Source organism: Rhodococcus sp. ACS1, from assembly GCF_002300155.1.
Lineage (GTDB): Bacteria > Actinomycetota > Actinomycetes > Mycobacteriales > Mycobacteriaceae > Rhodococcus_F > Rhodococcus_F koreensis.
This window is the reverse complement of sequence record NZ_NSDZ01000001.1, coordinates 1,031,262-1,045,218: the sequence shown is the minus strand read 5'-3', so window position 1 is coordinate 1,045,218 and position 13,957 is coordinate 1,031,262. Positions and strand designations below refer to the sequence as shown.

Here is a 13,957-nt window from a genome sequence, read left to right as displayed (position 1 = left end):
GGACACTGGCGTCATGACATTCACTGTGACGCATCGCTCATTCGACCAATTGGCGGAGTTCGCCGTCACCGACTTCGGCGACGACGACAGCTACAGCATCCACGAGTCCGGGGCGCTCGTCATCGTCCGCGCCGCGCGGGAGCTGATCTACGCCCCCGGGAGTTGGTTCCTGGTGGAGCGGGAGGACGGCCAGGAGGACGGTTCGCCCGGCAATTACATGTGACGCTTCGGGCAGCGATTCGCACATCTGTTCGACTGCCGGGTAGATTCGACGTGTGGCCGCCCGAACCGAGACCGCGCCGGGGTGCTGTCCGAACGGGCACCCGCTGGCCGCGAATACGTGCCTGGTGGGGTGGGAGGTGTGCGGGTGTGCGACGTCCAGCAACGGTGGGCACCGCACCCATTTCTGCCGGCGATGCGGCGCCACCGTTCGGACTCCGCCGTGCTGCGGCGGTTCCGACGACGGCCGGTGAGCGGACGGTTATCGGATCGGCTGCCTCGCGGCCGTGGGGTTGCCCCAGATCGTGTCGGACTCGTCCTGGAGCACGAGGGCGACCAGTCTCTCGGTGCCTGCGGTGAACGTGGACGCCGCGACGAGCACCCAGATCCAGTGGCCCTCCCGGTGCCGGATGCGCAGATGTGCTGTCGCGCTGGGGCTTTCCTGGCTCAGTACCCGGGCGAGCATGGTGCCCCACAGTGCGGCGTCGTCGGGGTGGAACAGTTGCTCGTGATCGAGGTCCGCGAATTCGTCGGCGTCGTAGCCGATCAGGGCCGCGCAGGCGGGGTTGCTGAACACGACGTTTCGTTCGCGGTCGTGAACGCTGATCGCGTGGGGAATGGATTCCATCAGCGCAGCGAATCCGTCGCTATCCAGTTGTCTCACGGTTCCCCCCTCGTGCTTTTCGATGGCGCCCACATGGTACGCCGCACCGTGCAGTTTCGTGCGGTGAAATAGTTAATGAATAGCAAACCTCGATCGCGAACGTGCTCCGCGGGGCTAGGGTGACGGGATGCGGTTCGTCACCATCGTCCAGGCCTCCGCGTTCGTCCCCGTGTGGTTGCGGGTCCTGCTGCTGATGGCCGCGGGAGCGAAAGTGTGGGGAGCCGGCATCTATTCGGGCTGCTATTTCGGCAGCAAGGACGTCACGATGGGGCTGGGGACCTTCGTCAACCGCGGCGTCCTGTTCGACGGCACCGCGCCCATCACGCTCGGCAGGCAGGTCGCCGTCGGGCACCGCGTCCAGTTCGTCACGAGCACCCACGAGATCGGTCCGAGCTCCGGCCGGGGCGGGCGCGTGGTCGACCGTCCGATCGTGATCGGCGACGGGTGCTGGATCGGCGCGGGCGCGATCATCCTTCCCGGAGTGACGGTGGGCGAAGGGTGCGTCGTGGGGGCGGGCGCCGTGGTCACCCGCGACTGCGAGCCGAACGGGCTCTACGCGGGGTCGCCCGCGCGCCGGGTTCGCGACCTCGACTCCGCCCCGTCCGTGCGCTGAGGGCCGGCCTGGCGTTCGACGGCGACCGCGCGGTTCACGCCGTCGAGAAACCGTGAAATGGTGGCTTTTTCGACCGCGTCGAAGTCGTCGAGGACGGCGGCCGTCCGGTGGATGAGCGGCCCGAAGAACGTCTGACCGAGATCGACGGCGCGGGGTGTGACCGCGAGCAACCACCTGCGGCGGTCGTCGGCGTCCCGGTCGCGGCGGATCAGGCCTGCCTTCTCCATGCGGTCGAGCAGGGCGGTGACCGAGGCGGAGTTGATGCCGAGCTGGCCTCCGAGCCATCCGGGTGTGGCGGCGAGGCCTGCCCGGTCGGCGTCGAGGATGCAGATCAGGGCGCGGAGATCGGTGGTGTGCAGTCCGTGCAGTTGCGCGAATTCGGCACCGAGCAGGTTCAGCTCCACTGCGAGTGCACGCAGCCGGTGCACTGTCTGTGCGCCTTCGTCCGGGTCCACGCTCCGCAATCTACTGCGACCTTTCCTTCGATTGTCTAGTATCTCGATTATCGAGATATTTCGAGGAGGATGCGATGACGGCAGTCGGCGACTTCGTCCGCGCCTACGACTCGCTGCTGGCCGACTGGCCGGTGGACGTCACACCCGTCGACGTTCCCACACCGTTCGGGTCCACCCGGGTGAACGTGTGCGGACCGGAGTCGGGGGCGCCGCTGCTGCTGCTTCCCGGCGGAGGGGCCACGTCGACCGTGTGGGTCGCCAACGTCGCGGCGCTCGCCCGCAGTCACCGGGTGCTCGCGGTGGACGTCATGGGCGATGTGGGGCGCAGTGTGAACGACGGTGCACCGCTGCGCACCGCCCCGGACCTGTTCGAGTGGCTGGACGCGGTGCTCGACCACCTCGGGGTGACGGCGCCGGCGGTGGTCGGCCATTCGTACGGTGCGATGATCGCGCTCGCCTACGCACTGCACGATTCCCGTCGCGTCGACCGTCTGGCGCTGCTCGACCCGACGTCCTGCTTTGCGGGCCTGAGCGCGCGGTACCTGCTCCACGCGGCGCCGGTGCTGATCCGGCCGACGGAGAGACGGCAGCGGAGGCTGATCCGCTGGGAGACGGCGGGTGCCGGAGTCGACCCGCGGTGGCTCGGCGTCACCGCGCTCGGTGCGGCCGCGTTCGGCCGCACCACGCTCGTCGTGCCGTTGCGTCCGACAGCCGACGCGCTGGCGGGCCTGACCGTCCCCACGACGGTGGTGCTGGCGGGTGGCAGCCGGGCGCACGACGCGGGCAGGGTCGCGGAGAACGTCGGGCGGCTGCTCCCGTCGGCCACGGTCACGACGATCCCCGGAGTCACCCACCACACGCTGCCGATGACGCCCGCCGCCGACGTGGACGCGGCGATCCTCGCCGCGGTCGGCTGACGCGCGCCCGGGTGCCGGGCGTTAGGATGGGCGCCCGGTAGCTCGTCGAGGTCCCACGGAGGTCGCAGCGTTGGCGAAGAAGCGGATTCCCGTCGTCATCGTCGCCGGATTCCTCGGTTCGGGAAAAACCACCCTGCTCAACCATGTGCTGCGCAACAACCGCGGCGTCCGGGTCGGCGTCATCGTCAACGACTTCGGCGCCGTGAACATCGATTCGATGATGGTGGCCGGCCAGGTCGATTCCATGGTGTCGCTGAGCAACGGCTGCATGTGCTGCGCCGTGGACGTCAGTGACATGGACGAGATGCTGGACCGCCTCGCGCATCCCGCGTCGCAGATCGACGTGATCATCGTCGAGGCGAGCGGGCTTGCCGAGCCGCGCAACATGATTCGTCTCGTCCTCGGAAGCACCAACCCGCACGTGATGTACGGCGGTCTCGTCGTGATGGTCGACGGCGAGCAGTTCGAGGACATGTCCGAGCAGCACCCGGACCTCGGCAAGCACGTCACGCTCGCCGACCTCGTGATCCTCAACAAGACGGACCGCATCGACGACGACCGGCGCGCCGCCGTGCAGGCGATGGTCCGCGGCTACAACGACCGCGCGCCCGTCCTCACCACCGCGCACGGCCGGATCGAGCCCACCCTGCTGTTCGACCGGGAACCCGGGCGTGAACCGGCGCCGGGGGAGCAGCTCACCCTCGACCAGCTCCTGCTGGATCAGCACGACCACTGCGAAGGCCACGACCACCTGCATTCGTCGTACGAGGCAGTCGATTTCGCTTCGGACGAGCCGATCGATCCGCGGCGGCTCGTCGAGTTCCTCGAGAAGCGACCGGTCGGGATCTACCGGATCAAGGGATTCGTGCATTTCGCGGTGCCGGGGCAGTCCCGAAAGTTCGAGGTGCAGACCGTCGGGCCGCACATCAGATTCACGTCGACGCGCTGGGAGCCCGGCGAGGAGCGGGCGACCCAGCTGGTGCTCATCGGTGCCGACATCGAGGGCGAGCACGTGCGGACCCGGCTCGCGGGCTGCGTCGTGGCGGTGGGCGAAGATGCGGACCCCGGCGCGATGCTGGGTGTGCACCGCTATACCGTGACCGCGTGACCGAGTCTGCGTGTAGTCCCGATACGAATCCCGAGCCGGCGCTGTCGGTGTACGACGCGATCCGCCGCCGCCGCGACGTGCGGGCCGAGTTCACCGGGGAGCCGATCGCGGAGGAGGTTCTCGACCGCATCCTGGGCGCCGCGCACTGCGCGCCCAGCGTGGGCAACACCCAGCCGTGGGATTTCGTCGTCGTACGCGACACCGGCACGCTGACCACGTTCGCCGACCACGTGGCCGGCGCCCGCAGGCGGTTCGCGGAGTCGCTGCCCGAATATCGCAAGAAGACGTTCGACCCCATCAAGATCGAAGGGATCTGCGAGAGCGGAATGGGGGTAGTCGTGACGTACGACCGGAGCCGCGGCGGCGAACACATCCTCGGCAGGCACACGGTCGACGACACGGGCCTGTTCTCCGCGGTGCTCGCGATCCAGAATCTGTGGCTCGCCGCGGCCGCCGAGAACGTGGGCGTCGGCTGGGTGTCGTTCTACGACGAGCCCTATCTCACCGAACTGCTGGGCATCCCCGAGCCGGTGCGTCCCATCGCGTGGCTGTGCGTGGGGAGGGTCGCCGAGTTCCAGCAGGTGCCGGACCTCGAACGCTTCGGGTGGCGGGGGCGCCGGCCATTGGCCGACGCCGTCCACCTCGAGAAGTTCTAGCCCTGACGGCGGCGTGAACCGCCGGCGGACGCCGTGCGGGTTCCGCCGCCCGTGGAGGAGGCTGCGCGGGGGCGTCCGGCTCCACCCGAGCGGGAGCGACGTGCGCCGCCGCCCTGACCGTGTGCGCGGCCGCCCTGACCGGCTTGACCGCCGCGTCCGCCCTGGGCGCCGCCCGGCCGCTGATTGCGTCCGCCGCCGCCGTTCGACGCCGGTGCCGCCTTGGGGGCCGGCGCGACGTGCGGTGCGATGTCGCCGACCAGGTCGAGCACGTGTGCGGAGTCCGCGGTGCTGCGGACCGGGGTCACCTTGATCGCGGCCTTGCGCATGAGGACGGCCAGGTCCTTGCGCTGCTCGGGCAGCACGACCGTGACGACGTCGCCTGCGCTGCCCGCGCGTGCGGTGCGGCCGGAACGGTGCAGGTAGGCCTTGTGCTCGGCGGGCGGATCGACGTGGACGACCAACTGGACGTCGTCGACGTGCACGCCGCGCGCCGCGACGTCGGTGGCCACCAGCACGCGGGCCTCACCGGCGGAGAACGAGGCGAGGTTGCGGTCGCGGGCCGCCTGCGACAGGTTGCCGTGCAGGTCGACCGAGGGGATTCCCGCCTCGGTGAGCTGACGGGCCAGCTTGCGGGCCTGGTGCTTGGTGCGCATGAACAGGATGCGGCGTCCGGTGCCCGATGCAAGCCGCTCGACCAGCTTGCGCTTGGCCTCGACGCCGTCCACGTCGAACACGTGGTGCGTCATGGCCGCGACGGGCGAGTTCGCCTCGTCCACCGAGTGCAGCACCTCGTTCTTCAGGAACCGCTTCACGAGCTTGTCGACGCCGTTGTCCAGGGTGGCGGAGAACAGCAGTCGCTGCCCCTGCTGGGGGGTCGCAGTGAGGATGCGGGTGACGACGGGCAGGAAGCCGAGGTCGGCCATGTGATCGGCCTCGTCGAGCACGGTGATCTCGACGGCGTCGAGGCTCACGAACTTCTGCTTCATCAGGTCTTCGAGCCGTCCGGGGCACGCGACGACAATGTCGACGCCCGCCTTGAGGGCGCTCACCTGACGGTTTTGGGAGACACCACCGAAGATCGTGGTGACTCGCAGGTCGTACGCGGCGGCGAGGGGCTCGAGGGTTGCGGTGATCTGCGTGGCGAGCTCGCGGGTGGGGGCGAGGATCAGGCCCACCGGGCGGCCCGGCCGGCGCTTTCCGCCGGACAGTTCACCCGCGAGGCGGGACACCATCGGAATGGAGAATGCCAGCGTCTTGCCGCTGCCCGTCTTGCCGCGGCCGAGCACGTCCCGTCCCGACAGTGTGTCGGGGAGGGTGTCGACCTGGATGGGGAACGGGGAGGTGATCCCCTTGTCGGCGAGTGCTTTCACCAGCGGTTCGCGGACACCGAGCGCGGCGAACGTCGTGTCGGGGGTATTCGTGTCAGACAAGTGGTCAGGCCTTTCGAGCACAGGGTTGTGCCCGGAGGGCCGATACGGAAGGTCTCCGTCGGAGCTCGAGCACAGGTTGGCGGCGTTGCCGGTCGGCAAGCTTCTTCGCCGTAAGAAGAGCGGATGCGGTGGTGCACATCCAACAGGATTCGGGTGACCGAACTGAATGCGTTCTACGACGCTGGATGACCGTCGTGGTCATCTAGTAATGGCGAGTCTACCTGGTGACGGCCGGCCGGTCCGACCGAGGAGTCACAGACCGACCCATTCGGACGCCCCGTCGGCGAATTTCTGCCGCTTCCAGATGGGTACCTCGTGCTTGATGCGCTCCACCAGTTCGGCGCAAGTGGTGAACGCCTCGGCGCGGTGGGGGGCGGCGACCGCGGCGACCACCGCGAGGTCGCCGACGGTGAGGGATCCGACCCGGTGGATGGCCGCCACGGGGAGTCCGGACGAGGCCGCGACCTCCTCGCAGACGGTGCGGAGGAAGCGTTCGGCGTCCGGGTGCGACTGGTATTCGAGTGCCGAGACCGATTGTCCGCCATCGTGATTGCGGACGACGCCGGTGAACACGACGACGGCGCCGTGTTCGGGCCCGGCCACGGCGGCGTCGACGACGGCGGGATCGAGCGGCTGATCCGAGATCTGGGCGAGAATGTCAGGCATCGTGCGCACCTCCACCTGCGACCTGAGCGAGAAGATGATCGACGATGGGGTCGAGGACGGACAATCCGTCCTTGACCCCGCCCGGCGAGCCGGGGAGATTCACCACGACTGTGCCGTTCGCCACACCGGCGAGTCCGCGGCTCAGCGAGGCGTGCGGGGTCACCTCCGTGCCGCGGTTCCGGATGGCGTCGGCCACGCCGGGCAGTTCGCGGTCGAGCACCGCGCGGGTGGCCTCCGGGGTCGCGTCCGTGGGGGAGACCCCGGTGCCGCCGGTGCTGATGATCAGTGCCGGGCTCCCGGACAGGGCGTCGGCGAGTCCGGACGCGATGTCCGCGTCCGCGTAGACGAGCGGACCCCGGGTGGTGAAGCCACGTTCCTCGAGCCACGCGGCGATCACCGGGCCGGTCGTGTCTTCCCGCGTGCCCTTGGCCCCGCCGGTCGAGGCGACCAGTACGGCCGCGGATCGTGCTGTCACCGTGGGCATTCCGGTGCTCTGCTGCTCGCGCGTCCAATGCCCGCGTTTGCCGCCGTCCTTGGTGAGCAGCCGGACACCGTCCAGTGTCGCGGCGGGGTCGACGGCTTTCACCATGTCGTGCAACGTCAATCCGGCCACCGCCACGGCTGTGAGGGCCTCCATCTCGACGCCGGTCGGGCCCTTCGTCTTCGCGGTGGCCTCGATGGTGATCGCAGTGTCGGTGAACCCGAACTCCAGCTTCACCGACGACAGCGCGAGTTGATGGCAGAGCGGAATCAGCTCGGACGTCTTCTTCGCCCCGGAGATCCCGGCGATCCGGGCCGTCGCGAGAACATCGGCCTTGGGGAGGTCGTCGGCCCGGACCAGTTCGATCACCGCGGGGGTGGTGACCAATTGCCCGGCGGCCACCGCGGTTCGGGTCGTGTCCGCTTTCGCGCTCACGTCGACCATGCGCGCGCGGCCCTCGCTGTCGAGGTGCGTCAGGTCGCTCATAGGGGGATCACCTTCACGAGTTGGCCGGCGTCGAGCGCGGTGACGTCGGCGGGAACGTCGAGGAGGACGTCCGCCCACGCCATCGCGGCGACGAGATGGGAGCCGGGGCCGGAGACGAGTTCGACTCCGGCGTCGGTGCGGCGCGCCCGGAGGAACTGCCGCTTGCCGGGAATGGAGGTGACGGCCGCGGCGAGCGGCAGTTCCTCGGGTTCCGTCGGCGGGAGCCCGGCGGCGCGCCGGATCTCGGGACGTGCGAACACCTCGAAGGAGACGAGGGTGCTGACCGGGTTCCCCGGAAAGTTGAGGACGGGCGTGCCGTCGACGACGGCGGTGCCCTGCGGGCCGCCCGGTTGCATCGCGACGTGCCCGAAGTGCGCGCCGAGCGGTGAGAGCGTCTCCTTGACCACCTCGAAGTCGCCCATCGACACCCCGCCGGACGTGAGGACGAGGTCGGCGGTGGTGGTCGCCTCCGCGAGCAGGGTCCGGAATTCGGCCGGGTCGTCGCCGCTGCGCGCGATCGACACGACCTCGGCACCGTTGGCCCTGGCGCTGGACGCGAGGGCGATTCCGTTGGAGTCGTAGATCTCTCCGGGGTGCAGCGTCGTTCCGGCGTCCACCAGTTCGGCTCCCGTGGTGATCACGGCGATGCGCGGGCGCGGGCGCACGGGGACGCGCTGCAAGCCGACGGCGGCGAGGACGGCGATGTGCCGGGCGGCGAGCACACTGCCCGCGGGCAGCAGGAGCATGCCCTCCCGGACGTCGCTGCCGCGCTCGCGCACGAACTCACCGGCGGTGCGCGAGCGTTCGATGCGGACCTGTCCGTCCGCGGCCTCGGTGTCCTCGACCGGGACGATCGCGTCGGCGCCTTCGGGGATCGGCGCACCGGTCATGATCCGGTAGGCGGTCCCGGGAGTGTGGACGGTGGTGCCTGCCGGTCCCGCGGCGATCACGCCCCGGACCGGCAGCACCGCCGGGATGGACGTGACGGAGGCGGCGTCGACCGCGTATCCGTCCATCTGCGAATTCCGGAACAACGGCAGGTCGACGGGGGAGCGGACGTCGGCGGCCAGGGCGCGCCCGAGTGCCTCGCCCAGCGGGATCTCCTCGGGCGGGCGCCCGTGCAACGGCGCGAGGAGTTCGGCGACGTGCTGGGCGTGCTGCTCCACAGAGCGTGCGGTCACGATATTCCTCCGGCCATGATCACCAATCCTAGGCACCTCCCGGCGGAGTGACGCGCACCGCATCGGACAACGCTCACCCCCGCGCGGCATACTGGACAGATGCAGCGAAAGGCGACTCGATGACGACGGTGGAGATGGGGATCCCGACCGTCCGGTCGTCGGTCTCGCTCGACGGCAGACCGGACGTCGACCAGCTGGTCGACCGGTTCGGCCGCGTCGCGCGGGATCTGCGGGTGTCGATCACCGAGAAGTGTTCGCTGCGCTGCACGTACTGCATGCCCGAGGAGGGCCTGCCCGCCATTCCGGCGCAGAATCTCCTCACCGCAGACGAGATCGTCAGGCTCGTCGACATCGCCGTCCACCGGCTCGGTGTCCGCGAGGTCCGGTTCACCGGCGGCGAACCGCTGATGCGGGTGGATCTCGAGCGGATGATCGCCGGATGCGCCGAGCGGGTGCCGGGGATTCCGCTCGCGATGACCACCAACGCGGTCGGTCTCGAGCACCGCGCGGCCGGGCTCGCCCGCGCCGGGCTGACACGGGTCAACGTCTCCCTCGATTCGGTCGATCGTGAGCACTTCGCGAGACTGACCAGGCGCGACCGTCTGCCGTCGGTGATGGCCGGTATCCGCGCCGCCGCCCGAGCCGGACTGGCGCCGATGAAGATCAATGCGGTGCTGATGCCCGAAACGCTCAGCGGAGCGGCCGATCTCCTGGAATGGTGCCTGCACGAGGGCGTCACGCTGCGGTTCATCGAGGAGATGCCGCTCGACGCCGATCACGAGTGGGCACGCGACAACATGGTCACCGCCGACCGGTTGCTGGCCGTCCTCGGCGAGCGGTTCACGCTCACCGAACACGGGAGGGAAGACCCGTCGGCGCCCGCCGAGGAGTGGCTCGTCGACGGCGGACCGGGCACGGTCGGAATCATCGCGTCCGTCACCCGGTCGTTCTGCTCCGACTGCGACCGCACACGCCTCACCGCCGAGGGAACGGTACGTTCGTGCCTGTTCAGCGACCAGGAGGTCGACCTGCGGTCGGCGCTGCGGTCGGGTGCGGGCGACGAAGACCTGGCGCAGTTGTGGCGCGGCGCGATGTGGAACAAGTGGGCAGGCCACGGGATCAACGCGGCGGGCTTCGCCCCGCCGCAACGCAGCATGGGAGCAATCGGTGGTTGATGTGACAGGCATTTCGGTTCGGTACTTCGCGGCCGCCGCCGACGCGGCGGGCTGCACGAAGGAGACCCTCGACCTCCCGGCCACCGCGGATCTCGGCCAGGTGAAGGACCTTCTCCTCGCCAAGTACGGTCCCGACATGCAGCAGGTGCTCTCGGTCTCCGCCTTCCTGGTGGACTCCGAGTTGACCCGCGATCTGACGCGCACCGCCGGCGCCCAGGTGGACGTGTTGCCACCGTTCGCCGGCGGCTAGTCCGCTGTCCGCCGGGCCGTTCAGTGGATGGACTCGGCCAGCCACCGGTCGAAGGTGATCGTTCCGAACCGGTTGTCGGGCACCAGGTTCGATCCGTTTCGCAGGAACTGCCCCAGCGCGCCGGGAAGCGGCACGTTCACGACGAACCCGTGCGTTCCGGTGGCCTTCTTCCACGCCGTCGTCAGATCGCGGGCGGTGCGCACCTCCGGGCCGCCGATGGTGATCGTCCCCTTCGGCGCGTCGGCGGCCAGGGCGGCGTCGACCAGGGCGGTCGCCACGTCCCTCGTGTCGATGGTCTGAAAGCTCGTCTTCGAGAACGCCGGGATCAGCCCCGCCCGGCTCGCCGGCTTCGCGATCATGGGAATGAAGTCGTGGAACTGGGTTGCCCGCACGATCGCCGTCTCCATCGCGGCACTCTCGTAGACCCGCTCCTGGGTGCGCTTCGCCTGGTAATAGGCGAGTTCGGCCTGGTCGACGTTGACGATGGAGAGGAGGACGGCGCGTCCGACGCCCGCGCCGTCCGCGGTGGCGAGCAGGTTCTCGGCGCCCTTCTCCAGCACCGCCCGGGTGCCCTTGGTCTTGCCGTCGGTGGTGTCCACCACGACGTCGACACCGTCGAGCGCCTCGTCGAGGCCGTCGCCGGTGACGAGATCGCCGTGGAAATGCGCGATCTCGCTACCGGGCGCCCCGCCGTGCCGGGTCAGGACCCGGACGGAATGACCGCGGGCGAGGAACTCCTTGACCACCTGCCGGCCTGCAGTGCCGGTACCGCCCGCGACCAGCGCCTGGACCACCGGGTCACCGCCACCACGTGTCGAGCGGGGTCACCGGGACCGTGCGCTTGTGCCGAGTGCTGCGGAACATCGCCTCGAGCTTCTCGGCCACGGCGTCCGGGACGTCCTTGCCCTCGAGGTAGTCGTCGATCTGCGCGTACGTCAGGCCCAGCGCCTCCTCGTCGGGAAGCGCGGGACGGTCGTCCTCGAGGTCGGCGGTGGGAACCTTCTTCCACGTGCTCTCGGGTGCGCCGAGTTCGCGGAGCAGCGCGGCACCCTGACGCTTGGACAACCCCGTCAGGGGAGTGACGTCCACGCCGCCGTCGCCGAACTTGGTGAAGAAACCGGTGATCGCCTCGGCGGCATGGTCGGTGCCGACGACGAGATACCCGAGCTGACCGGCGATCGAATACTGGATCACCATGCGCTCGCGGGCCTTGATGTTGCCGCGGACGAAGTCCCGGAGTTCGCCGCCGTCGCCGATGATGTCGCGCAGGGCATCGGAGGACTCCTTCGCGGTCGCGTCCGCGCCGGGCTTGACGTTGACGACCACCGACCGGTCGGGCTTGATGAAGTCGAGGGAGATCTGCGCGTCGGATTCGTCGGCCTGCGTGCCGTAGGGCAGCCGCACGGCTACGAACTCGGCGTCGTGGCCCTCCTCGCGCAGTTCGCTCGCCGCGAGCTGGGCGAGGCGCCCGGTGAGGGTGCTGTCCTGACCGCCGCTGATACCCAGGACGAAACCCTTGGCCGGGGTCGACAGCAGGTAGTCCTTCAGGAACTGAACACGTTTGCGGATCTCGCCGGCCGCGTCGATGGTGGGCCGGGCACCGAGTTCCTCGAGGATCTGCGCACGTAGATTCGCCATGACAGAACTCTAGCGAGTGCCCCTGACGGGCGCAGGGTACGGTTCCGCGCATGAGTAGATCGGACGTTCTGGTGGTCAGCGCGACCAAGGCGGAGGCGGTGCACGTCCCGTCCGAGTTCGAGGTCCTGATCACCGGGATCGGCAAGGTGAGCGCCGCCGTGGCCGTGGCGTCCGCGCTCGCCGACTACCCGCGAACCGGCAAACCGCTCGTCGTCAACATCGGCACCGCGGGGGCGCTCCACGAGCATCACAGCGGGCTGTTCACGCCGTCGACCGTCCTGAATCACGACATCAGCGGCGACGCCATCCGGGCGCTCGGGCACGACGTGGGCGATCTTCTGGCCCTGCCCGACGGCGACGGGTCCGTGCTCGCGACCGGAGATCTGTTCGTGTCCGACGCCGGCGTGCGCGACGAACTCGCCCGCAGAGCCGACCTCGTCGACATGGAGGGTTTCGCCGTCGCGTATGCCAGCGCCCGCGCCGGCGCCCGGTGCCGGCTCGTCAAGCACGTCAGCGACACGGCGGACGACTCGGCACTGGACTGGCCCGCCCGGATCGATGCGAGCGCCCGCGAACTCGGGCGCTGGCTCACCGCTCTCTAGCTCGCGCGTAGTTCCAGCCCGGTGCCGTCCGCGTTGACCACGCGCATCGAATCCGAATGGACGCTGTATCCCGTCTCCCCGGTCAGTGCCGCGAGGACGGCGCGCTCCACCTCCGTCTCGTCCGGCGGACACGCCATCCGGGTGGTGGCCCACGACCCGAACGTGATCGAACTCTGCTGCACGTCCGCGGTCCCGGTCATCCGGTTGCAGCCGGTGAAACCGGACGCCGAACCGTCGGCTGCGATCAGCAACTGCGGTGCGGTCCGCTCCAGCGCCGCTGTCGTGGTGACGGCGTCCGGGCTGATCAGCGCGGTCACCGTCCACGTGGTCCCGACGACGGGCCGGTCCGGCCGGGCGACCTTCTCGTCCGTGAGCGTCACCGAAGCGGTGGGCGTGGTGAGGGTGAGCGTGTCGCCGCCGAGGGTCCAGTTCGGTTGCGCGTCCAGCAGGGCCGCCACCCAGGCGTCGGCGCCTGCCGCCTCGCCGGGGCACGCCATCAGCGTCATGGCGAGCGGTCCCGTCACGATCTTCCCGTCGGACAGGTCGACGTCGGCGCTGCCCTGATTGCATCCGGCGTCGACGGACAGCCGCCCGGGGTCGGTGAACCCGAGCACGAGCGGCCCACCGCCGGGAATGGGGTCGCCCTCGACGGAGGTGGAGACGAACGTGCGGCCGGTCGGGTCGGGGGCCTCGGGCTGCGCATCCCCGCCGCAGGCGGTGAGCGAGGCGAACGTCAGGAGGCCGAGAACGGCGGCGGTGGTGCGCATTCCCCGAGGTTAGACAAAATGTCCGGATCCGGGATCAACATCGGGTAACGCGCCGGATCAGGTCCTCCCAGGCGTCGCCGAGCCGTTCGACGGACATTCCGAGGTCGCGCAGTTCGTGCAGTACGAGTGTGGCCTCCAGGGGGGCGAGCAGCGAACAGGCGAGCAGTTCGTGATCGCCTTGCACGCCGGCCGCGCGGAGGAGTGAGACGACATGGCGCACGGACACCGCCCGCGCGGGAGCGGCGAAACGGAACTCGAGAGAGTTCTCGGCCGCGCGCTGGACCTCGCCCTGCACTTCGACGATCGCGATGCGGGCGTGCCCGAAGGCGATCAGCCGGTCGATCGGGTCGGCGCCAGGCCCGAGGGGCGGCGGACCGAACATGAAGGACTGCTGGAGTTCTCGTTCGGTGTGGTCGAGGAGTGCGTGCATGAGTCCCGACCGGCTGCCGAACCGGCGGAACACTGTGCCCTTGCCCACACCGGCCTTGCAGGCGACGGCGTCCATCGTGACGGCGTCGACACCACGCTGGGCGACCAGCAGCGCGGCCGCATCGAGCAGAAGACGCCGGTTACGTGCGGCGTCTCCGCGTTCCGGGGGATCGACCCCGATCTGGGGCAGGAGGGGGCTGGTCACACTCCGCATCCTACC

The 13,957-nt window shown here is 69.7% G+C and carries 18 protein-coding genes; 8 read left to right on the top strand and 10 right to left on the bottom strand.

From position 1 onward, the window contains the following. Positions 1 to 13: 13 nt before the first annotated feature. Entirely contained in the window at positions 14 to 223 is a 210-nt protein-coding gene (locus CJ179_RS05015; RefSeq protein WP_011598322.1) for a hypothetical protein, read from the top strand. A gap of 258 nt (positions 224 to 481) precedes the next feature. On the opposite strand, the gene CJ179_RS05010 is transcribed toward CJ179_RS05015, so the two are convergent. After that, complete coding sequence (locus CJ179_RS05010; RefSeq protein ID WP_241031547.1) at positions 482 to 883, bottom strand: PAS domain S-box protein; 402 nt, start codon at positions 881 to 883, stop codon at positions 482 to 484. A 127-nt stretch (positions 884 to 1,010) separates the two neighbouring features. Here CJ179_RS05010 and CJ179_RS05005 point away from each other — a divergent pair, with 127 nt between their 5' ends. Next, entirely contained in the window at positions 1,011 to 1,496 is a 486-nt protein-coding gene (locus CJ179_RS05005) for a DapH/DapD/GlmU-related protein (protein WP_072937697.1), read from the top strand. Here CJ179_RS05005 and CJ179_RS05000 read toward each other — a convergent pair. Beyond that, entirely contained in the window at positions 1,436 to 1,960 is a 525-nt protein-coding gene (locus CJ179_RS05000; protein ID WP_072937698.1) for a MarR family winged helix-turn-helix transcriptional regulator, read from the bottom strand. The genes CJ179_RS05005 and CJ179_RS05000 overlap by 61 nt on opposite strands. Before the next feature lie 65 nt (positions 1,961 to 2,025). On the opposite strand from CJ179_RS05000, the gene CJ179_RS04995 reads away from it, so the two are divergent. The 3 genes from CJ179_RS04995 to bluB all read left to right on the top strand — a co-directional run bounded on the left by CJ179_RS04995 (position 2,026) and on the right by bluB (position 4,632). Next, on the top strand, positions 2,026 to 2,868 hold the full coding sequence (locus CJ179_RS04995) for an alpha/beta fold hydrolase (RefSeq protein WP_095860815.1): 843 nt from the start codon (positions 2,026 to 2,028) through the stop codon (positions 2,866 to 2,868). 70 nt (positions 2,869 to 2,938) lie between these two features. Next, a complete protein-coding gene (locus tag CJ179_RS04990) occupies positions 2,939 to 3,976 on the top strand; it encodes a GTP-binding protein (protein WP_072937700.1) in 1,038 nt (345 codons plus the stop codon). After that, positions 3,973 to 4,632 carry a 5,6-dimethylbenzimidazole synthase gene (gene bluB / locus CJ179_RS04985; protein WP_095860814.1) on the top strand — a complete coding sequence of 220 codons (660 nt, stop codon included), beginning with the start codon at positions 3,973 to 3,975 and terminating at the stop codon, positions 4,630 to 4,632. Before CJ179_RS04990 ends, bluB begins: the two co-directional genes overlap by 4 nt. On the opposite strand, the gene CJ179_RS04980 is transcribed toward bluB, so the two are convergent. The 4 genes from CJ179_RS04980 to glp all read right to left on the bottom strand — a co-directional run bounded on the left by CJ179_RS04980 (position 4,629) and on the right by glp (position 8,876). After that, positions 4,629 to 6,062, bottom strand: coding sequence for a DEAD/DEAH box helicase (locus CJ179_RS04980; protein WP_174705451.1), 1,434 nt, complete (start codon positions 6,060 to 6,062; stop codon positions 4,629 to 4,631). The two genes, bluB and CJ179_RS04980, sit on opposite strands and share 4 nt — an antisense overlap. A 252-nt stretch (positions 6,063 to 6,314) precedes the next feature. Further along, on the bottom strand, positions 6,315 to 6,728 hold the full coding sequence (locus tag CJ179_RS04975) for a molybdenum cofactor biosynthesis protein MoaE (RefSeq protein WP_087556627.1): 414 nt from the start codon (positions 6,726 to 6,728) through the stop codon (positions 6,315 to 6,317). Then, entirely contained in the window at positions 6,721 to 7,695 is a 975-nt protein-coding gene (moaCB, locus tag CJ179_RS04970) for a bifunctional molybdenum cofactor biosynthesis protein MoaC/MoaB (protein WP_095860813.1), read from the bottom strand. Before moaCB ends, CJ179_RS04975 begins: the two co-directional genes overlap by 8 nt. After that, on the bottom strand, positions 7,692 to 8,876 hold the full coding sequence (glp, locus tag CJ179_RS04965; RefSeq protein ID WP_072937703.1) for a gephyrin-like molybdotransferase Glp: 1,185 nt from the start codon (positions 8,874 to 8,876) through the stop codon (positions 7,692 to 7,694). The genes moaCB and glp overlap by 4 nt, the downstream gene beginning before the upstream one ends. A gap of 119 nt (positions 8,877 to 8,995) precedes the next feature. On the opposite strand from glp, the gene moaA reads away from it, so the two are divergent. Next, positions 8,996 to 10,051 carry a GTP 3',8-cyclase MoaA gene (gene moaA, locus CJ179_RS04960; RefSeq protein WP_095860812.1) on the top strand — a complete coding sequence of 352 codons (1,056 nt, stop codon included), beginning with the start codon at positions 8,996 to 8,998 and terminating at the stop codon, positions 10,049 to 10,051. Next, the gene (locus CJ179_RS04955) at positions 10,044 to 10,301 is read left to right on the top strand and encodes a MoaD/ThiS family protein (protein ID WP_015890181.1); all 258 of its coding nucleotides are present in this window, start codon (positions 10,044 to 10,046) and stop codon (positions 10,299 to 10,301) included. The genes moaA and CJ179_RS04955 overlap by 8 nt, the downstream gene beginning before the upstream one ends. 20 nt (positions 10,302 to 10,321) lie before the next feature. On the opposite strand, the gene CJ179_RS04950 is transcribed toward CJ179_RS04955, so the two are convergent. Both CJ179_RS04950 and nadE read right to left on the bottom strand, forming a co-directional pair. Then, positions 10,322 to 11,095, bottom strand: coding sequence for an SDR family oxidoreductase (locus CJ179_RS04950; RefSeq protein ID WP_095860811.1), 774 nt, complete (start codon positions 11,093 to 11,095; stop codon positions 10,322 to 10,324). A 4-nt stretch (positions 11,096 to 11,099) separates the two neighbouring features. Continuing rightward, positions 11,100 to 11,939, bottom strand: a complete 840-nt coding sequence (gene nadE / locus CJ179_RS04945) for an ammonia-dependent NAD(+) synthetase (protein ID WP_072937706.1) — start codon at positions 11,937 to 11,939, stop codon at positions 11,100 to 11,102. Between the two features lie 50 nt (positions 11,940 to 11,989). Between nadE and CJ179_RS04940 the strand changes: the two genes are divergently transcribed. Then, complete coding sequence (locus CJ179_RS04940) at positions 11,990 to 12,541, top strand: nucleosidase (protein WP_072937707.1); 552 nt, start codon at positions 11,990 to 11,992, stop codon at positions 12,539 to 12,541. On the opposite strand, the gene CJ179_RS04935 is transcribed toward CJ179_RS04940, so the two are convergent. Then, complete coding sequence (locus CJ179_RS04935; protein WP_072937708.1) at positions 12,538 to 13,308, bottom strand: META domain-containing protein; 771 nt, start codon at positions 13,306 to 13,308, stop codon at positions 12,538 to 12,540. The two genes, CJ179_RS04940 and CJ179_RS04935, sit on opposite strands and share 4 nt — an antisense overlap. Positions 13,309 to 13,342: 34 nt before the next feature. Next, positions 13,343 to 13,942 (bottom strand): TetR/AcrR family transcriptional regulator, encoded by a 600-nt coding sequence (locus tag CJ179_RS04930; RefSeq protein ID WP_095860810.1) that lies wholly within the window; start codon positions 13,940 to 13,942, stop codon positions 13,343 to 13,345. Positions 13,943 to 13,957: the final 15 nt, after the last annotated feature.